Annotated in this window: 17 protein-coding genes; 12 read left to right on the top strand and 5 right to left on the bottom strand. The window is 66.0% G+C overall.

Annotated elements, in window-relative coordinates; translation table 11 throughout:
• The first annotated feature begins 748 nt into the window (after positions 1-748).
• Positions 749-1,495 (top strand): CPBP family intramembrane glutamic endopeptidase, encoded by a 747-nt coding sequence (locus EA472_RS06480; RefSeq protein WP_124190696.1) that lies wholly within the window; start codon positions 749-751, stop codon positions 1,493-1,495.
• A gap of 272 nt (positions 1,496-1,767) precedes the next feature.
• Here the strand turns inward: EA472_RS06480 and eif1A are convergent, their stop codons facing one another.
• Positions 1,768-2,058: a translation initiation factor eIF-1A gene (gene eif1A, locus EA472_RS06475; protein ID WP_124190695.1), complete on the bottom strand. Its 291-nt coding sequence runs from the start codon at positions 2,056-2,058 to the stop codon at positions 1,768-1,770.
• 154 nt (positions 2,059-2,212) lie between these two features.
• On the opposite strand from eif1A, the gene EA472_RS06470 reads away from it, so the two are divergent.
• Positions 2,213-2,392, top strand: coding sequence for a DUF7470 family protein (locus tag EA472_RS06470; protein WP_124190694.1), 180 nt, complete (start codon positions 2,213-2,215; stop codon positions 2,390-2,392).
• A gap of 7 nt (positions 2,393-2,399) precedes the next feature.
• Here EA472_RS06470 and EA472_RS06465 read toward each other — a convergent pair whose 3' ends face one another.
• The gene (locus EA472_RS06465; protein WP_124190746.1) at positions 2,400-3,080 is read right to left on the bottom strand and encodes a VOC family protein; all 681 of its coding nucleotides are present in this window, start codon (positions 3,078-3,080) and stop codon (positions 2,400-2,402) included.
• 130 nt (positions 3,081-3,210) lie between these two features.
• On the opposite strand from EA472_RS06465, the gene EA472_RS06460 reads away from it, so the two are divergent.
• The 7 genes from EA472_RS06460 to EA472_RS06430 all read left to right on the top strand — a co-directional run bounded on the left by EA472_RS06460 (position 3,211) and on the right by EA472_RS06430 (position 8,824).
• A complete protein-coding gene (locus EA472_RS06460) occupies positions 3,211-3,894 on the top strand; it encodes a hypothetical protein (protein WP_124190693.1) in 684 nt (227 codons plus the stop codon).
• 86 nt (positions 3,895-3,980) lie between these two features.
• Entirely contained in the window at positions 3,981-4,280 is a 300-nt protein-coding gene (locus EA472_RS06455; protein ID WP_124190692.1) for a hypothetical protein, read from the top strand.
• A gap of 183 nt (positions 4,281-4,463) precedes the next feature.
• On the top strand, positions 4,464-5,507 hold the full coding sequence (gene twy1 / locus EA472_RS06450) for a 4-demethylwyosine synthase TYW1 (protein WP_124190691.1): 1,044 nt from the start codon (positions 4,464-4,466) through the stop codon (positions 5,505-5,507).
• A gap of 247 nt (positions 5,508-5,754) precedes the next feature.
• Complete coding sequence (locus tag EA472_RS06445; protein ID WP_124190690.1) at positions 5,755-6,582, top strand: histidine kinase; 828 nt, start codon at positions 5,755-5,757, stop codon at positions 6,580-6,582.
• 305 nt (positions 6,583-6,887) lie between these two features.
• Positions 6,888-7,595 carry a DUF120 domain-containing protein gene (locus EA472_RS06440; protein WP_124190689.1) on the top strand — a complete coding sequence of 236 codons (708 nt, stop codon included), beginning with the start codon at positions 6,888-6,890 and terminating at the stop codon, positions 7,593-7,595.
• Positions 7,592-8,329, top strand: coding sequence for a 3,4-dihydroxy-2-butanone-4-phosphate synthase (ribB, locus tag EA472_RS06435; RefSeq protein ID WP_124190688.1), 738 nt, complete (start codon positions 7,592-7,594; stop codon positions 8,327-8,329). The genes EA472_RS06440 and ribB overlap by 4 nt, the downstream gene beginning before the upstream one ends.
• Before the next feature lie 93 nt (positions 8,330-8,422).
• A complete protein-coding gene (locus EA472_RS06430; RefSeq protein WP_124190687.1) occupies positions 8,423-8,824 on the top strand; it encodes a hypothetical protein in 402 nt (133 codons plus the stop codon).
• Between the two features lie 35 nt (positions 8,825-8,859).
• Here the strand turns inward: EA472_RS06430 and EA472_RS06425 are convergent, their stop codons facing one another.
• Together EA472_RS06425 and EA472_RS06420 are read right to left on the bottom strand one after the other, a co-directional pair.
• A complete protein-coding gene (locus EA472_RS06425; RefSeq protein WP_124190686.1) occupies positions 8,860-9,204 on the bottom strand; it encodes a DUF7471 family protein in 345 nt (114 codons plus the stop codon).
• A 134-nt stretch (positions 9,205-9,338) separates the two neighbouring features.
• Positions 9,339-12,311: an oligosaccharyl transferase, archaeosortase A system-associated gene (locus EA472_RS06420; RefSeq protein WP_124190685.1), complete on the bottom strand. Its 2,973-nt coding sequence runs from the start codon at positions 12,309-12,311 to the stop codon at positions 9,339-9,341.
• A 264-nt stretch (positions 12,312-12,575) separates the two neighbouring features.
• Between EA472_RS06420 and EA472_RS06415 the strand changes: the two genes are divergently transcribed.
• Both EA472_RS06415 and EA472_RS06410 read left to right on the top strand, forming a co-directional pair.
• A complete protein-coding gene (locus tag EA472_RS06415) occupies positions 12,576-13,715 on the top strand; it encodes a glycosyltransferase family 4 protein (RefSeq protein ID WP_124190684.1) in 1,140 nt (379 codons plus the stop codon).
• 255 nt (positions 13,716-13,970) lie between these two features.
• Positions 13,971-15,215 (top strand): RNA-guided endonuclease InsQ/TnpB family protein, encoded by a 1,245-nt coding sequence (locus EA472_RS06410; protein WP_124190683.1) that lies wholly within the window; start codon positions 13,971-13,973, stop codon positions 15,213-15,215.
• A gap of 77 nt (positions 15,216-15,292) precedes the next feature.
• Here the strand turns inward: EA472_RS06410 and EA472_RS06405 are convergent, their stop codons facing one another.
• The gene (locus EA472_RS06405; RefSeq protein ID WP_124190682.1) at positions 15,293-16,438 is read right to left on the bottom strand and encodes a glycosyltransferase; all 1,146 of its coding nucleotides are present in this window, start codon (positions 16,436-16,438) and stop codon (positions 15,293-15,295) included.
• A gap of 433 nt (positions 16,439-16,871) precedes the next feature.
• Here EA472_RS06405 and EA472_RS06400 point away from each other — a divergent pair, with 433 nt between their 5' ends.
• The gene (locus EA472_RS06400) at positions 16,872-17,870 is read left to right on the top strand and encodes a CDP-glycerol glycerophosphotransferase family protein (RefSeq protein WP_165874837.1); all 999 of its coding nucleotides are present in this window, start codon (positions 16,872-16,874) and stop codon (positions 17,868-17,870) included.
• The last annotated feature ends 126 nt before the right edge of the window (positions 17,871-17,996 follow it).

Here is a 17,996-nt window from a genome sequence, read left to right as displayed (position 1 = left end):
CGATCGTTTGGAAGCCACCCGCCTCGGGTGCCTCCTACACCCGGGGCATTTCGTACGCATGCCCCCGCGTTCTCCGTCGGGGCGAGCGGCTTCCATCGTGACAGACGAACTGAACGATAATATAATTACTGGAATGTCCTGAAGGAACGTCGCTGGAGGGTCGTTCGAGGGGGCGGCCGTCTTCCCCGCCCGATCGCCCGCTGTGACGGTTTCGGAGCCGCCGGTTGCGGGTCCTGCCGGCGAACGCGGCGCGCGACCGGCCATCGAGTCGATCGCGTCCGCTCGACTACCGTGTCCGCTCGAGTGTGTCGGTGACGCACCGTGTCCGCTCGAGTGTGTCGGTGTCCGCTCGAGTACCGTGTTCGCGACGCTCGAGCCGGCCGGCGTACGCTCGAACAACGTGCCCGCAACGTTCGTTCAGACGGAACGGGATCGTTTCTCGAGCACTTGGTCGGCCAGCCCGCTCGAGCGCGGTGACCGCGACGCTCGAGCGTCGCACTCCGCCGACTCTCCGCCGACGCCACGTTCTCTCCAGCGCCACGCCCTCCCCAGCCGACTCACTCGCGTCGCTCGTTCGTCCCTCGCGAGTCGACGCGGCGACCTCGCGGTCGCTCGGACGCCGCGCCGGCGCGCCGCGTGTTCGGTGACGCCGGGGACGCCGATGGCGCGGCCGCTCCGGTCGACGACCCGACGCGCGATTCGTTCAACTATCCAACGTGTTTATCTATCGTCACCCGAAACGGCACGTATGGCACACTCGAGCGATTCGTCCTCCGTGTGGTCGTCGGCGTTCGTCCACGACTCGCTCGCCGACGGGGTCGACGTGCTGGCCGACCGGCTGGCGCTCGGCCTCGCTTCCGCCGTCGGCGTCATCGCGTTGCTGTTCGTTCTGATCGCCGCCTACATCGGATTCCAGGGGGGCGACGTCGAGGTGATCCCGGCGTCGGTCCTCTACGCGTCCTCGGGCGCGTCGCTGCTCGTCGTCTTCGCGATCGTCTGGGTTCGCCTCGAGCCCGGGGAACGGCGAGCGGCGTTTCCGGTTTCCCGCCCGAGCCCGGTCGAACTCGGCTGGACGCTCGCGTTCGTCCCGCTCGGCGTCGGCGGCTTCGTCGCCGGGCTCGAGGCGGCCGCGCTCGCCGGCTTCGGACTCGAGCCGTTCGCGTACGACGTCACCGACCCCGCGACGCTCGCGGCGGTGGTCTTCGGGGCGGTGTTGCTCGCGCCCGTCGTCGAGGAGGCGCTGTACCGGGGGCTGTTGCTCGGCACCCTCCTCGGTCGCGGCTGGTCGCCGGTCGCCGCCGGCCTCGCCACGATCGCGCTCTTCGCCGCGTTGCACTACCCCCACCTGGGCGTCGCCGGCGTGCTGGCGATCGCCGGCTGGTCGATCTTTCCGACGATCCTGCGCCTGCGTTTCGACAGCATCGTCGGCCCCTGGCTGTTGCACCTGCTCAACAACGTCTACGCCTACGTGTTGTTCGTCGCGTTCGTCTCCTGACGCCTTCTCACAGCCTCGACCCCCACCGGCAGCGCTCGCGATCCCGTCGCCGTTCCGGTGTCGTCTCGCGTCGAACTCGAGAGGGGACCGTTTCCACTCGAACCGAACTCGGGGAGCCACCGTCTCCGCTCGAACGCCGGGAGCCGGCCGCGGCGACGGAACGCGTCTCGAGCGGTTCGACGCGTCGACGAACCGCCGCGACGGTCACTCGAACGTCGTACCTGTCGGCGCCGTGGCTCGCGGTCGGGGACGGACGCGAGAACGAGTCGTCGTTACTGAATGTGGCCTTCGCGGCGGAGCTGGTCGGCGTCGCTTTTCTCGTAGCGCCAGGTGATGTCGGCCTTCTCGTCCTGCCAGTCCCAGGGTTCGACCAGCACGACGTCGTCCTCGCGGATCCAGATGCGCTTTTGCATCTTGCCGGGGATCCGCGCGGTGCGCTCTTTGCCGTCCGCACAGCGTACTTTGACGCGATTCGCTCCGAGCATGTTCGTGACGGTCGCGAAGACCTCGTCGCCGTCCGGCATCCGGAGGTTCTTCCGACCGCCCTCTCCGTCGTCGCTCATGCCGCGAGGTTCGCGTCCGAGCCGTTTAACCCTTTATCGATCGGATCGTGGGACTGTCGGTCTTTCGGTAACGTTCTCCGAAAACCGCTCGTCGACGCGACCGTCGGGACGAAAATCGGGTCGTTTTATCACCCTCGCCTCGAGCACGGAGTGTATGCTGGACAAACTCGGGCCGCTCGGTATCGTCGGAATCGTGACGCTGCTCGCCGGAATCGGCGTGATCGCGTACGCGAACATCGTGATCGCGGCGGGGATCGCGCTGGTGCTCGCCGGCCTCGGGCTGGTCGTGAAGTCGCTCGTGACGAGCGTCCTCCAGAGCTTCGGGATGTTTTAACGCTCGACTAGCTCGTCACGAACGTCAACACGTGTCCGTCCGGGTCCCGGAGGCGTCTCCCCTCGGCGACCGCCTCGAGTCGGCGGGCGCGGTCGGCGACCGCCTCGACCGCCGCGTCGGGATCGGCGGTCTCGAACCCCAGGTCGACGTGGACGCCGCCGCGCGCGTCGGCGATGCCGAGGTGGGGCTCCCAGAGTTCGAGTGCCATCGGCCCGTCCATCCGGATTCGCTTTCGCCCGTCGCCGACGTCGACCGTCTCGAATCCGAGATCCGCGTAGAACGACCCGGCGCGGTCGATCGACTCGACCTCGAGGACGACCTCGAAGATCCCGTCGACTCCGGGCCCCGCCACGTCGCGCTGGCCGAGTTCGACGCAGTTGCCGTCGGGATCGTAGAGGTACAGCGACTTCGACGGCCCGAATCGCGCCTCCTCGAGGTCGTACGCCTCGCTCAGGCGATCCCACCAGTCGTCGTACTCCTCGGCGGGGATCGACAGCGCGAAGTGGGTGTGGAGGCCGCCGCGGGGAGTCGACGTCGGCCGTCGACAGATCAGGTCGGTCTCGCCGGCGAGAAAGCGCAGTTCGTTCTCGCGGCGCTCGCAGTCCATCTCGAGGGTCTCGGCGTAGAACCGCTCGGCGGGCTCGAGGTACTTCGCCTCGAGGGCGAGCCAGGAGAGGCCGGTGAGCATGTCGTCGGCTACGTCGGCCGGCGGCATAGAACCCCGTCTCCTCGACGAGTCGTCCCGGCGGTCGGGCCCGCGATCTCGCCGCGTTCGCACCGACGCGATCGTTTAAGGGTCGGAAATCCGTACGTTCGGTATGGGGTTTCGCGTCGACGAACGAGCGAGCGAGTTTCGAGAGATCGACCGCTACGACGACGGCGTCGGCTGGATCGCCCACCCCGACGAGCGGATGCAGCGTGCGAGCCACGCGCTCGCGGTCGACGGTGACGTCTGGGTCGTCGATCCAGTCGACGCCGAGGGCCTGGACGAGCTCCTGGCGGAGTTCGGCGACGTTCGGGGCGTCGTCGTCTTGCTCGACAGGCACGTCCGGGACGGAGAGCGCGTGGCGAACCGCCACGACGTCCCGGTCTACCTCCCGCGGATCTTCGAGGGCGTCACCGACGACATCGACGCCCCGGTCGCCCGATTCAGCGACGAACTCTCGGACTCCGGTATCGAGGCCCACGTGGTTGCCGACAACCGCCTCTGGCAGGAGGTCGCGCTCTACGACCCGGCGACCGACACCCTGCTCGTCCCGGAGGCGCTCGGCACCGTCGACTACTTTCTCGCCGGCTCCGAACGGCTCGGCGTCCACCCCGCGCTGCGGCCGTTTCCGCCCCGATCGACCCTGGGACGGTTCGACCCCGACCGCGTCCTCGTCGGACACGGCGCAGGCGTCCACGATCACGTCGCCGCGACGCTCGAACACGCCCTCGAGGGGGCCCGCAGGCGGACGCCGCGGCTGTACGCGAAAGCGGCACGTGAAGCGCTGCCGTTCTGAGTCGATTCCGGTTCGCGCTTCGGATCGCCGCTTCGAGGTCGCGGCGCTCTCAGAACGCTTTTGCCTCGAGCGACCCAGATTCGAGTATGAGTCCGGTTGCCGAGCCCGTCGCCGCGCTTCTCGGACTGGCGCTTACGACCGCCGTCTTCGCGGCCGTCTACTGGGACGCGACGCGCCTCGAGATGGCGCGGCCGCTGCTGTGGGCGACGATCACGGCGGGAACCTGCGCGGTCGGCGTGGGACTGTACCTCTTCGTCCCCACCGCACCGTTGACCGGCGTCCTCCTGACCGCGAACACGGGTCCGGTGCTGTACGGTTTCGAACGAGAGGTCACGACCGAGGACGACGATCCGGCCGAGCCGGGTACCTTACCGCACCGAAAGTGACCGGCGGGTCCGCCGGCGCGGTGCCGTCGGTTCGCCCGAGCGCTCGTCGACCCGCACCCGCCGGCTGGTGATTCGACTCCCGTCGCGCTCGAGTCGCCGAATCGCTCTCCCGTCGCCGACGCTCGGTTCGCGGACGCGACACACCACACGCCTTTTGTCCGCCCCCGTCCAAGCGACGTCAACATGAGCGACTCCGCCGACTCCGGCGTCGACGCGCGGGCGAGCGGCCGCGAGGACGCCGCGGAAACCGACGACACCGACGGCGGCCCGGCCCAGGTCTCGAGTCCGGACTACCACAGCGAGAACCACACGGCGGCCCAGACCTGCGGCTGGACCGCGAACGCCCTGCGCGGGGAGGGCAAGTGTTACAAGAACATCTACTACGGGATCGAGTCCCACCGGTGCATCCAGATGACGCCGGTCGTCCGCTGTAACGAGCGCTGCGTCTTCTGCTGGCGCGATCACAACGGCCACGCCTACGAGATGGACGACGTCGAGTGGGACGACCCCGAAGCCGTCGTCGACGCCTCGATCGAGCTCCAGACGAAGCTGCTCTCGGGCTTCGGCGGCAACGACGAGGTGCCCCGCGAGGTCTTCGAGGAGTCGATGGAGCCCCGCCACGTCGCCATCTCGCTCGACGGCGAGCCGACGCTGTACCCCTATCTCCCCGAACTCATCGAGGCGTTTCACGACCGCGATATCACCACGTTCCTCGTCTCGAACGGCACCCGCCCCGAGGTGTTACGCGAGTGCGATCCGACCCAGCTGTACGTCAGCGTCGACGCGCCGGAGCGCCACACGTTCGATCGAGTCGTCAAGGCGATGGAGGACGACGCCTGGGAGCGGCTGCTCGAGACGATGGACGTTCTCGCCGAGAAAGACGACACCCGGACCGTCCTGCGGACGACGCTCGTCGACGGCGAGAACATGCACCACCCCGACTGGTACGCCGGCTTCTACCGACAGGCCGACCCCGATTTCGTCGAACTGAAGGCGTACATGCACGTCGGCCACTCCCGCGGTCGGCTCGACCGCTCGTCGATGCCAGACCACGACGACGTCGTGGCGTTCGCCGAGGAGGTCATGGCGTACATGCCCGAGTTCACCGAGTGCAAGGACGTGCCGGCCTCGCGAGTCGCCTTGCTCTCGAAGACCAGCGACACCTGGGTCCCGAAGCTGCGCAAGGACAGCGAGTTCTGGGAGCGCGATCCCGTCACCGGCGACTGACCCGCGTCCGCAGTTCGCGGTTTTCGAATCCACACGTCCGGTTCTCGAGACGCCTTGACCTCCATCGACCTCGGTTCTCGAGACGGCTCGGTCTTCCGGACGTTCCGCCCGCTCCCGGCCCCGTTACCATCGGATGCGCCTCGCCCGGGTTCCACCCGCCGCTCGAGCGATCGACCGCGGCTTCTCCGTACTCGAGGCGATCGCCGCGGCGACAACGCTTACCACTCGGCCGGCCGAACCCCCGACAGTGCTCGTCGGATCGCTCATCGAGGACGTCGACGGCTCCGACCTCGAGATCGTCGTCGTCGTCGACGGACCGGACCCGCTCGTGTCGATGCTCGCGGACGCGTTCGACGGGAAACGGATCGACGTCGACCTCGACGGGAGTCACTCTCCGGCGGCTCTGGCCGACGACCGTCCGGGGATCGCCGAGGCGCTCGAGAGCGAGGGTTCGACGGCCGTCCTGTTCGAGGACGGCGAACCGACCGCGGCGTCGTCGATGGCGACGCTGTACGACTCGCTGCTCGCGATCAACTCGGACCTGTTCGTCACCGGCGCTCGCGAACTCGGCGAGATCGAGCTACCGGACGTCCTCGCCGGCCTCGCGGATACCAGGTTACGGCTTCGCGGCTATCCCCTCGCTCACAGGGAGAAACTGCTGTTGATCCTGCTCTCGCGGTACCTCGAGCAGTCGGCGTTCGCGATCGGCGTCGGGACGCTCCGCGCTGCGTTCCAGTCGCTGTCGCGAATCGACGACGAGGTCGGGACGCGAGCGGTGTACGAGCGACTCGAGCGGACCGACGTCGACGTCCACCTCTACGGCGTCGACGACGGGGCGAGACCCGATCTCGAGGCGACGACACACCTCGGGGACGGACCGGCCTATCGCGACTCGTGGTTCGTCGTCTTCCGACCGGCCGGCTCCGACGCGCTCGACGTCGACCGATCGGCCGTCGCAGCCGAGGGCGGCGCGCTCGTCTGTCGCGAGGTCGAACCCCGCATCTGGGAAGGGTTTTTCACGTTCGAGCCGGACCGCGTCGCGGCGATCGACGACGCGATCGCGACCGGTCTCTGATGTGGCCCGTCGTACCGACGTACCGGAACGACCGCCGGACGGCTCGCGGTGGCTCCGGAACCGACATCCGGCGGTCAGTACGATCGGCCGGTCGTTCCCGACCGACGGGGTCCACGTAGCAGTTACTCCCGACGTCACTTTCCACCGCCGTCTGGGGGCGTCCGCCGCTCGTGGGAGACACCGGTGGGTTTTTAGCTCGCTACTCCAAGGTGGGTTTACGCCGACGCTCGCGCGACCTGCATAACGATACTGTTATGCATGCCACATCCGATACGCTTTTGCCGACGGGCGCGAAACTCGAGTGTATGTCAGCGACAGCGGACTCCGCCGTCGGATACGACGAACTCGCGGTTCTCAAACTGCTCGCGCTCGAGGGCGGGCTCGAGGGCGACGTCAAAATCTCGTGTTCGGATCTCGCGACCCGGCTCGACGCCTCGAACCAGACCGCCTCGCGTCGCCTCCAGCGACTCGAGAGCGCGAGCCTGCTCGAGCGCGACACCGTCAGCGACGGCCAGTGGGTCGAGGTGACCGACGAGGGCGAACGGGCGCTTCACGCCGAGTACGAGGACTACCGCCGGATCTTCGAGACGGACGCGGAGGTCACCCTCGAGGGAACCGTCACGAGCGGCATGGGCGAGGGCCGCCACTACATCTCGCTGTCGGGGTACAAACGCCAGTTCGAAACGCGCCTGGGCTACGAGCCGTTTCCCGGCACGCTGAACGTCGACCTCCGGGAGGATAGCGTCCGCCGACGCGGCGCGGTCTCCTCGCTCGAACCCATCCCGATCGACGGCTGGGAGGACGACGAGCGCACCTACGGCCCCGCGGTCTGTCACCGCGCGTCGGTCGAGACCGCCGACGGCGACAGCTACGAGGACGCCCACGTCATCGCACCCGAGCGGACCCACCACGACGACGACCAGCTCGAGCTCATCGCGCCGGTGAAACTCCGCGAGGAACTGGATCTCGAGGACGACGACCACGTCACCGTCTCGGTCGGTGATCGACGATGAGCGGACGCCGAGGCGAGACGCGGACGGCCGCGGACGGCGGAACGAACGCGACGCCGTCGGCCGACGCCGATCCGGACGTCGACCGATCCGCCGACTCGCTCGAGGAGGCGCTCGCCTCGCTCGAGGCGGGCGAACCGGTGCTCGTCCACGACGCCGCCGATCGGGAGGGCGAGACGGACGTCATCTACCACGCCGACGCGGTCACGCCGAACGCCGTCGCCAGGATGCGAAACGACGCCGGCGGACTCGTCTGTGCGGCGCTCGGCCACGAGGTCGCCGACGCGTTCGACCTCCCGTTCTACACCGAGGTCATCGACCACCCGGCGACGACCGACCACGACCTCGGCTACGACGAACGCTCGTCGTTCTCGCTGACGGTCAACCACCGCGACACCTACACCGGCATCACCGACAACGATCGATCGCGGACCATCCGGGCGCTCGCGGACGCGGCTGCCGCCCCTCACGAGGTCGACTTCGCCGCCGAGTTCCGGACCCCCGGTCACGTCCACCTGCTGAAAGCCGCACCCGACCTGCTCGCACAGCGAGAGGGTCACACCGAACTCGGCGTCGCCCTCGCCGAGGCGGCGGACCTTCCCCCGGCCGTCGTCGTCTGCGAGATGCTCGACGACGAGACCGGCGAGGCGCTGTCGCCCGTCGATGCGCGCGCCTACGCCAGCCGCCACGACTTTCCGTACCTCGAGGGTCGGCAGGTGCTCGAGCGACTCGGCTGATCGTCGGCCGAGTCGTCGGTTCGCTCCCCTCTCGCCGAACGATCGTCCCGGTCGGGGGATATCCTTTTTGAAAAACGCGTAGAAATCGTTCCCATGTCCGAAGTACGGTTCGAAAACGGAAAACGGGTCATCCAGCGATGGGATCGCGTGTTCAGAGCCGCGTCGGCCGAGCCGCGCCGTCAGCTGATCGTCTCCCTGCTGGACGTCGACGAGGGCGACACCGTGGCGCTACCCGAGAGCGCGCTCAATCCGAACGTTCCCGTCGATCCGAAGGCGCTCCGCCAGGAGCTGTATCACACCCACCTGCCGATGCTCTCGTCGATGGAGTTCGTCGAGTGGTCGACCGAGCCGTTCGTCGCCTCCCGCGGCTCGCGATTCGGGGAGGTGGCCGCCGTCTTCGAGGCGTTGCACTCACAGGCGTCGGCGGTCCCGGACTCGCTCGTCGTCGGCTGCCAGCGACTCGAGTGCGAACGCCAGCTCGACGCCGACGACTGACGGACGTCGGCCGCCCGTCGTTCGACCGTTCCCCGTCACTCGCTCCCGACGAACCCGTCGCCCCCGGTCGGTCCGCTCCGGTAGACCGCGTACAGGATGAGCACCGCGATCGCGAAGTCCATCCCGTGTTCGACGAGGTGGTGAACCGTCATCGGCACGAGCCCGAAGACCGTTCCGAGGCCGACGATCGACCGGGCGACCAGCAACCCGAGCACGATCGTGATCAGCAGGTACCGCCTCGAGCGCCGCCGCGAGTACGCCACGACCCCGCAGCCGAACAGAATCGCCGTCCCGACGGCCGCCAGGACGATCACGCCCAGGAGAACGGGCGCGAGCTGCGGATCCAGCCACCCGATTTCGAACGGACTCGTGTGGTGCATCTGCGCGACTTTACGTCGGTGAGAGACTCACGTATGTGCTTCGGTCGTCGGAACGTCGCGAACGCGGCGACCGGAATCGGACGCGACGGATCGAAAGGCGGCGACTCGAGGGTGCGGCCGTCCGGGCGCGGCCGCTAGCCCGCCGCCTCGGCGGCGACCGAACCGGCCGCGGCCTCGTCCTCTCCGTTCTCACCGGTCGCGTCCTGATCGCCGATCGGATCCACGGCCTCACCGTCCGTCCCGTCGTCGGTTTCGTTCGCGTCGTCGGTTTCGCCTTCTTCCTCGTCGTCGGCCGCCTCGCTGTCCTCGAAGGCGACCTCCTCGAGGGTGACGTCGACGTTCTCGCCCGCGACAACGGCGGTCTCGGGGACGGCCGTCTCGCCCTCGTACACCTCGAAGCCGTCGTCGTCGGCGGCGGGTGCGGTGACGGTGACGGTGTACTCCTCGGTCGCCTCGACGGCGCTGTTCGTGTAGCCGTCCTCGACGCCGAGTTCGTCGTTCGTCGCGTACGGCACCGTCAGCTCGAACTCGCCGCTCTCGTCGAGTTCGGCCTCCTGGACGTAGTCGAACGTGCCGCGGTCGGCTCCCGACTCGAGCTCGACGACGGCGGTCACGGTCGCCTCCTCGTGGTCCGAGACGTCCGCCGAGCCGGTGATCGTCGCGCCCTCGACGCGCTCGTAGGTCTTGACCGCGGGACCCTCTCGCTGGTCGAAGATCTCGACGTCGACGTGTTCGTACTGCGGGTGCTGTTGCAACAACGCCAGCTCCTGTTGGACCTGCGGGGTGACCATCCGGTTGACGAACACCTCGGGCTCGCCGTTCTCGTCGAGCAGGACCCGGTCCGTGTCGGCGTCGACGATGGCGTAACTGACGAACCCGGCCATATCCTCGTCGTTTTCGTGAACCAGCCGGTAGTTCTCCATCCCGGCCGCGTCGTCGAAGTACAGCCGCGACAGCGTCGTGTCGTCGTACGGCACGTGCGCGAACCGTTCTGCCACCTCGTCGCGGTCGATCTGCTCGCCCGGCTCGAAGTCCTCGGGCGTCGTGTAGTGGGCGTACTCCGGCCCCGTCCACTGGGTGATCGCCGCGAACTTGCCGCCGGCCATCTCGTGGTCGATCATGACGTACCGGATCTCCTCGTGGGCGTCCTCGTTCTCCGCGATCATCGCCTCGAGCTGTTCGTTCGTGTGATCTCTGGGCGACTCGCCCGCGGCGATGGCGTCGAGGATGAGCTCCGATCGCTCCTCGGAGTCGGCGGTCAGGAACGCCGACGACGAGCGCGCGTTCTGCTGGAACGGGTTCGAGTGGGGAATCCGCTCGCCCTGGACCGTTATCAGGTGGCCGTAGTCCCACCACGAGAGCACGCCGTACGAGCCGACGGGATAATCGAAGTCCCCGTCTTCCGGGTAGTCGTAGGTGCCGTAATAGTCGAGTTCGCTCGCGTTGTCAGCCCCGCCCCAGTCGCCGGGCTCGGGCGTGTTCTCGGCGAGCCACTGGTTCGACGGCTCCCACGCGGTCGAGGAGTGGTGCGGTTGTGCGGCTCCGCCGCGGTCCCACGCGGTCGTTCCAGCCGCGGCGACCGGCGGCAGCAGCGGCGCGAACAGCAACAGGACGACCATCACGAGGACGATCACCTGGTAGGCTTCGACCCCCCTGAGCGAGTCGATCCCGTCCGTGACGGAGGCGTCGAAGTCGAGGAACCGCAGCGTCTCCGCGACGACGACCGCGTTGACGACCGCGACGGCGAGCAGCAGATAGTACGAGAATCGGACCTGGGTCGCGGCCATGCTCGTCAGGAACAGCGACCAGACGATCACGAGCGTGTACTCGGTGCGGTACTCGCGCCCGAGGAACGGTCGCGCGATCAGCAGTCCGAGCCCCACGAGCATCGTGTAGAAGGCCGCGCCGAACTCGTTGAAGACGTGTGCGGTGAAGTCCGCCGGCGGCTGGGCCTCCTGGATGGTGAGCGTCGTGGCGCTCGGATCGATCGGCAACAGCCGGCCGGTGAGGTTGCCGATCAGCGTGCTGTAGAGGTCCGGGAGCACGAGCCACATGACCCCGAACGCGGCGACGATCAAACCGCCGATCGCGGCCGGGTAGTACTGTCGGTCGATCTCGCGGCCGTCCCACTGGCGGGCGAGCCAGGCCATGAAGACACAGCCTACCGCGACGAGCGCCGCGGTCGCGGGCTGGAGCAGTCCGAAGTTCGACGGACTGCCGAACTCGGGCCGTTCCATCAACAGGAGGGTCGCGACTGCGGTGATACCGAAACTGACCGCGCCGACGAACGCGACGTGGTCCGGCGAAACGCCGCGAACGTAGTCGAGACAGAGCTGCACGGCGAAGAAGACGCCGAAGATGCCGATCAGAACGACGCCCGCCGGCCAGACCCAGACGTAGAGCGAGAGTGCGATGCCTGCAAGCGCGCTGTAGATCGTCGGCGTTCGAAGGGCGTCCCAGTCGCCGTCAGCGACCAGCTCGTAGATGGGACGTTCGCGCTCGGCGACGCGGAGCGCGACCATCATCGCCAGCACGGCGATCGCCATGAACAGCACTTCGGCGACGTGGTGCTGGAGCTGTCCGGTGACCGTCCGCGAGAGGAACTGGCCGGGCGCGAGCGCGAGCAGGATGACGGAGGCGATTCCGCCGATCGTCCTGCCGAGGCGTCGACCCATGTAGAACACCGGAATGGCGACGAGCGCGGCCATCGCCGGCACTGCGAGGAGGGAGACGGTGTAGAGCGTCTCGGGCGACGGATCGCCGAGCCCGACGATCATCGCGATCGTCACGATGATCTGGTCGAACAGCGTGCCGAACTGCCCGACGTACTCTCCGGTCGGAAACCCCGTCCAGATTTCGTACGGCATCGTCCGCGGATAGTTCTCCGCCGTCCACTGGACCGTCCGCCAGTGGTACCACGAGTCGACGGCCGCCAGCGAGGGCACGCCGTCTTCCATGCCGAACCGATCGTACGACTGGGTCCGCACCCAGAACATAAACAGCATCACGACCCCGATAACGGGGACGTGATACCACTCTTCCCACGTCGAGAGGAACGAGGGGGACGTCTCGGTTTCCCCGTCGACGCGTTCGGTGTCTGTACTCATTAGCTCCCACCAGTGCTAAGCGGCGAATAAACTTTGTCATCTTTGGACGCCTCACAAAACGGTACCCGATCACGATTGTCGGTCTAACGCGAACGTCGGGACGGATCGATCGGATCCTGCAATATGGGGTGTTGTCCGCCAGCCCGATCCGACCGCGAACGGTCAGTGGCCCGCCGCCACGTAGCGACAGCAAGCCGTTCAAAACCCGCTCGAGGACGGTGAAAACGATGAACTACTTGAGTCTTCCACTAAATGCTGGAATCGATGGACGAAGACATCTGCGTCGTCACCCAGCCGCTGGGCGAGGCCGATCCGACGGCAACCGGCGAACTTCTCGAGATTTTGTCCGAGATAACGAGTGTTTCGCTAGTAACGATCGCGCTCTCCGACGCGGGGTTGCGAGCGGCGTACGACGTGACCGAACTGAGCGATCGCGACTTCCCTGACAGTATCCCGATCGCCGCGATCTACTTTCTCTTCATGCAGCTTCGGATGAGTCGCGCCGTTCGACGACGCGACGAAGAGATCGTCCTCTTTTTCGGACCCGTCGCGTACGTCCTCCCGATTCTGGTCGCTCGCCTCTCCGGAAAGACGGTGATCGTCGAGCCTCGAGCCAACGTCCCGCTGGCGCTTCGCATTCGGTGGGAACGTCGCGTTCCATTGATCGTCGCGAGGGCTCTCGCCGGCTGCGTCTGGCTGCTCGAGCGGATCGGCTACCGACTGTCGAACGCGATCGTCACGTACACGCCCGCGATGGCGACCGAACTCGGACTCGAAGGCTACGAGCACAAGCTGTATCCCAACGGTGCCCGGTTCATCGACGCGGACGAGTTCGGACCTCGCGTGGCGTACGACGATCGCGACGCCGTCGTCGGCTACCTCGGACGGATGGACGAAGAGAAAGGCGTTCGGACGCTGGCTGCCGTCGCGACGCGGCTGCCGTCCGACGTGACGTTCCGGTTCGTCGGCGGTGGCGCGCTGTCGGACTGGCTTTCGGCGGAGGTAGCCGACGAGGTACGAGACGGCCGGGTCGAAATCGAGGGCTGGGTGGACCACGACCGCGTCCCGCACGAACTCTCCCGGATGCGCCTCCTCGTCCTCCCGTCGCATCCCACGGAGGGGCTCCCGACGACCATCCTCGAGTCGTTCGCGTGCGGAACGCCGGTCTACGCGACGCCGGTTTCGGGCGTTCCCGACGTCGTCCGCGAGGGCGAAACCGGCGCGCTGATGCGGACTCGAGATCCGGACGAAATCGCGACGGAACTCGCGAACCTGCTGGACGACGACTCGCTGTCGGAGATGAGTCGGAACTGTCGAGCGCTCATCCAGCGAGAGTTCACCTTCGACGCGGCGGTCGCCAGGTACGAACGGATTCTCGAGTCGGTCTCCGCGCGAGCGAACTGAGTGTTCGCGACAGTTCTACGGCAGGTGACGCTCCGCGACGGCCGTTCAGCATAATTCGAGATGGAGCCTCCGACCTCAAGGAGCGAGCGTAGCGAGCGAGTCGGTCGGAGAGGACAGCGAGGGATCGAAGATCCCTCGGGCCGTGCGAACGGGCCTACGGCCCGTAAGCAGAAACCGACGAAGGACGGTGCAACCGCACGACGGTAGCTACCCGACTCTCAAATGTATAAGTACCGTCGAGTAGTACTCTGAAATATGGTGGTGCGTCGAACCGCGCCGGTCAAACTCGTCGTGCCCGATGAGCGCCGCGACGACCTCCACGAATCCGCGCGACAGTTTCTTCACTGCGCGAACCGTGCCGCCGAGTTCTGTTGGGACGACGACTCCTACACGAACTGCGTTACGGCGAACACGACCGCGCGGGACGCGCTCTACGAGGAACTACGAGAGGAAACCGACCTCACCGCGAACCTCGTTCAAGAAGCCATCCGACGCGCCGTCCAAGCGACGAAAGGGTGCGTCGAACGGTGGAAACAGGGCAAACGTGTGAGCCAACCGGAGTTCACGTCGTGGAGTATGCTTTACGACAAGCGGAGTGCGACCTTCTACCGGAACAACGTCTCGCTCTCAACTGTCAACGGGCATGTTGAGTGTGATTTTGAACTCCCAGCGGACAGCCCGACGCCCTACGAACAGTACGTTCTCTCGAAGGACTACGAGTTCCGGGCGAGTACACTCCAATACGACAAGGCAACCGACGAGTTCCACTTCCACATCACAACGCGGAAGTCCGATGACGACGAGTCCGAGGTTTCGGCAGATACCGGGCACCAAACAGTCCTCGGTATCGACCTCGGCCTTAACAGCCTCGCAGTAGCTTCGACCGGCACGTTCTGGCAGGGCGACGAATACGATCACTGGTGCCGCGAGTTCGAGACGCGACGTGGTGAGATGCAACAGCGCGGGACACAAGCCGCGCACAACGCGCTCCTTCGCCTCGGAAAACGCGAAGAAGCGTGGCGGAAACAGTACATCCACATCGTCGCCAACGAGATCGTTTCGGAAGCCGTCGAACACGACTGCGACGTGATCGCGTTCGAGGACCTAACGGACATCCGCGAGCGGCTTCCACAGGCGAAGTGGCACCACATCTGGGCGTTCCGACGCCTTGTCGAGTACGTCGAGTACAAAGCGCCCGAACAGGGCGTCTCCGTGGAGCAAGTCGAGCCGAACCACACGTCCCAACGCTGTTCTCGGACAGACTGTGAGTTCACGCATGAGAACAACCGCCACGGAGAACACTTCGAGTGCCAGAAATGCGGCTACGAGGTGAACGCGGACTACAATGCAGCGAAGAATATCGGACTACGGTATGCTCGAAAACGGAAACACAGACTCCGCTCCTCGCCCACGTCGGGGAGCGGAGACGCACCAGTAGACGTGCGTGTGAATGGTGGGGCGTTGAACGGCGAGAGTCACCAGCCTATTGCTGGCGGCTGATTGTCGGGAGTCCACATCAAAGCCCTCCCCTCAACGAGCGAATCCCGTATGGGGTGAGCGAAGTAGGGTAGGGTAGTTTACTCGTACGCCTCTCGCAGTTCGGCGTCGACCTCCCACGTCCCGTCGCTCTCTCCCCGGACGAGTTCGACGCTCGCTCGCAGCAGCGACACCTGCGTGTCGAAGATCGCGTACACCGGCTGTATCGGCCCCAGCCGATCCGCCTGGCCGAGCCACACGAACGCCAGAAGCGGGACGAGCACGCTCGCGCCCGCGATCCCGGCCACCGAGACGGCCGCCGCGGTAACCGCGAGCACGCTCGCGAGCAACAGCCACGGCGATGCGATCATGAACCACCAGTTGAACGGAAGCACGATCCGTCCGTACCGTCCGTACCGAAAGAGCGCGTCCCGGTGCTGCACGAGCAGACGAATCAGTCCCATCGCCCGTCGATCCTTCTGGGTGCGCCGCTTCCGGAAACTCGAGTGAGCCGCCTCCTTGTAGTGGGCCGCCGGATCGAAGATCACCCGACCGCCGCTGCGCCGGATCTTCAGGGCGAGCTCGGTGTCGTCGGCGAGCGAGTTCGGATCGAGCGCCACGATCGACTCGTTGCGAAACGCGGAGAACGGCCCGTGGAAGATGAGCGTCGAATCGAGGTGGGACTCGAGGCTCTGAATGTGCGACTGCACGCCGCGATAGCTCGACTCGACGTCGCTTCCGCCCGGAATCTCGACGTTCTGGCCGGTGACGGCGTCGACGTCTTCGTCCGCGAAGTTCGCGATCGCCTCCCGAACGGTTCGTTCGTCGAGCATGGAGTCGCAGTCGGTCTTGACGACGATCTCGCCCTCGGCCGCCTCGTAGGCGTCGTTGAGCGCCGGCGCGAGCCCGCGACGCTCCTCTTCTTCGATGATCGTGAGCGCCGGGAACTCGTCGTGCGTCTCGGCGTACTCCCGGACGAGCGCCGGCGTCTCGTCGTCGCTCGAGTCGACGACGACCAGCTCCATCTTCTCCGCGGGGTAGTCGACCGTCTGCAGGTTCTCGAGCTTTCGCTCGACGATGCCGGACTCGTTGTACGTCGGCAGAACGACGCTGACCGTCGGCTCGATCGATTCCTTCGCCGCCGGCGAACCCGACGGCGCGACGATCGCGTACAGAACGAGATAGCATACGTACGGCAGAGCCGTAACTGCGAGTAAGACCGCCGCGAGAGTGATCAACAGCGCCATGACCCATGGTTGGAAGGGATCGTGAAAACTACTGCGGAACTCGAACTTCGAACGTCAGCGTTCGGCGATATATACATCTGCCATGTGATATTTCGACGGCCTCGAGATCCGTGTATCGTCGGTGTCGCTCGTTCGTCGTAGACGGCAACGACTATGCTCCTCTAGCGATCTTTCGTTTCGTATGGGATTTCGGGAGTATCTGACGACGGCCCCTCTTCGATTTCTTTCGGCCGATCTGCGTCGGGAACGACCCGGTACTGCCGTGACGATCTACCTCAGGGGCTCATCGTTTGGGCCGGATACGCTTTCGCTCGTGGCACAGATCTCCCGCTCGTTGTCCGATTGGGACATCTACCTCGTCGTACGGTCTCCGAAAATCTTCGAGAAGACGTCTCGACGTATCGTCCCGTGCCTGGAGGAACGAGGTGCGAGCGTGACCGTCGTCGAAGAGCACTCGAGGGCGTTCGTTCGAGGGCTGGTCGACTCCTCGTTCGTCTTCTTCACGACGAGGTACGACCTCTGGAACTACCGGCTGTGCAACCGCACGCCGTCGCGGACGTTTATCAGAATCCATCACGGAATCATCACCAAGGCGTACGGAAACCTTCGAACGAAACAGCTCGAGCGCCAGCGTCGCTCACGTTCGAACGAGCTGTCGTATCCGAGTCGACTGATGTCGCTTTCCGCGGTCGGCGTCGACGCACAGTCGATCGAATCGGAGGTCGAGCGACACTTCAGGGTAACGGCCGAGGGCAAGAAGCCGTCTCTCTTTCGAACGTTTGGATATCCCCGGTACGATCGGATCCGCGCGTTGCGATCGGGGACTGCGACACCGATCGTTCCCGAACGGTCGCGCGAGGAACTCGAAAACGACGGTGCATCGTATCGGTTTCTCTACGCACCGACGCACAAGGACGGCGCGTACGAGACGACCCTGTTTCCGTTCGACGGGTTCGACGTCGACCGGTTTCGGGACTTTCTGGCCGAACGCGACGCGGTCCTCTACGTGCGAATGCATCCGCTCGAGGACGACGACGGTATCTACGACGAGTACATCGACGGCGAACTGATTCGATACGCCGGAACGACGTTCGCCCAGTCCCCCATCGAAATTCTCCCGTACTTCGATGCGCTCGTCACCGACTACTCCTCCATCTACGTCGATTTTCTTCCGTTCGACGGTCCCATCGTCTTCCTCACGGACGATCACGAGGCGTTTCTCGAAACCCGTGGCCTCGCGTTCGACTACGACCGATACTTCCCCGGGGAGAAGATCGACGACTCCGAAGCCTTCTTCGTTCACCTCGAGCGCTGTCTCGCCGGCGAGGAAAGGTACGAGGATCGACGAGCGTTCGTCAGAGACACGTTTCTGCCCGAGCGAGACGATACGTTTCTCGAGGCTGTTTTCGACGAATTTCACTCGGATCGTTGAGACGGTAGCAGCGCTCGTTCGGGTTCGCGCCACCGCTCTCGATCGAACGGCGGACGACCGTCCGATACCCGTTCAATCCCTCTCGGAAGCCGGGAGCAGCCGTCCGTGCTGGCCAGTCGAATGACC

The organism is Natrarchaeobius oligotrophus (assembly GCF_003841465.1).
Taxonomy (GTDB): domain Archaea; phylum Halobacteriota; class Halobacteria; order Halobacteriales; family Natrialbaceae; genus Natrarchaeobius; species Natrarchaeobius oligotrophus.
Note: the sequence above shows the minus strand (reverse complement) of the source record. Positions and strands in the feature narration are given on the sequence as shown.

Excerpts from the sequence above, each read along its gene's own strand:
- EA472_RS06420 (WP_124190685.1), bottom strand. The coding sequence starts at position 12,311 with ATGAGTACAGACACCGAACGCGTCGACGGGGAAACCGAGACGTCCCCC.
- EA472_RS06455 (WP_124190692.1), top strand. The coding sequence starts at position 3,981 with ATGAGTCCGGTTGCCGAGCCCGTCGCCGCGCTTCTCGGACTGGCGCTT.
- EA472_RS06460 (WP_124190693.1), top strand. The coding sequence starts at position 3,211 with ATGGGGTTTCGCGTCGACGAACGAGCGAGCGAGTTTCGAGAGATCGAC.
- EA472_RS06425 (WP_124190686.1), bottom strand. The coding sequence starts at position 9,204 with ATGCACCACACGAGTCCGTTCGAAATCGGGTGGCTGGATCCGCAGCTC.
- EA472_RS06480 (WP_124190696.1), top strand. The coding sequence starts at position 749 with ATGGCACACTCGAGCGATTCGTCCTCCGTGTGGTCGTCGGCGTTCGTC.
- EA472_RS06415 (WP_124190684.1), top strand. The coding sequence starts at position 12,576 with ATGGACGAAGACATCTGCGTCGTCACCCAGCCGCTGGGCGAGGCCGAT.
- EA472_RS06430 (WP_124190687.1), top strand. The coding sequence starts at position 8,423 with ATGTCCGAAGTACGGTTCGAAAACGGAAAACGGGTCATCCAGCGATGG.
- ribB (WP_124190688.1), top strand. The coding sequence starts at position 7,592 with ATGAGCGGACGCCGAGGCGAGACGCGGACGGCCGCGGACGGCGGAACG.
- EA472_RS06440 (WP_124190689.1), top strand. The coding sequence starts at position 6,888 with ATGTCAGCGACAGCGGACTCCGCCGTCGGATACGACGAACTCGCGGTT.
- eif1A (WP_124190695.1), bottom strand. The coding sequence starts at position 2,058 with ATGAGCGACGACGGAGAGGGCGGTCGGAAGAACCTCCGGATGCCGGAC.
- EA472_RS06470 (WP_124190694.1), top strand. The coding sequence starts at position 2,213 with ATGCTGGACAAACTCGGGCCGCTCGGTATCGTCGGAATCGTGACGCTG.
- EA472_RS06410 (WP_124190683.1), top strand. The coding sequence starts at position 13,971 with ATGGTGGTGCGTCGAACCGCGCCGGTCAAACTCGTCGTGCCCGATGAG.
- EA472_RS06465 (WP_124190746.1), bottom strand. The coding sequence starts at position 3,080 with ATGCTCACCGGCCTCTCCTGGCTCGCCCTCGAGGCGAAGTACCTCGAG.
- EA472_RS06405 (WP_124190682.1), bottom strand. The coding sequence starts at position 16,438 with ATGGCGCTGTTGATCACTCTCGCGGCGGTCTTACTCGCAGTTACGGCT.
- twy1 (WP_124190691.1), top strand. The coding sequence starts at position 4,464 with ATGAGCGACTCCGCCGACTCCGGCGTCGACGCGCGGGCGAGCGGCCGC.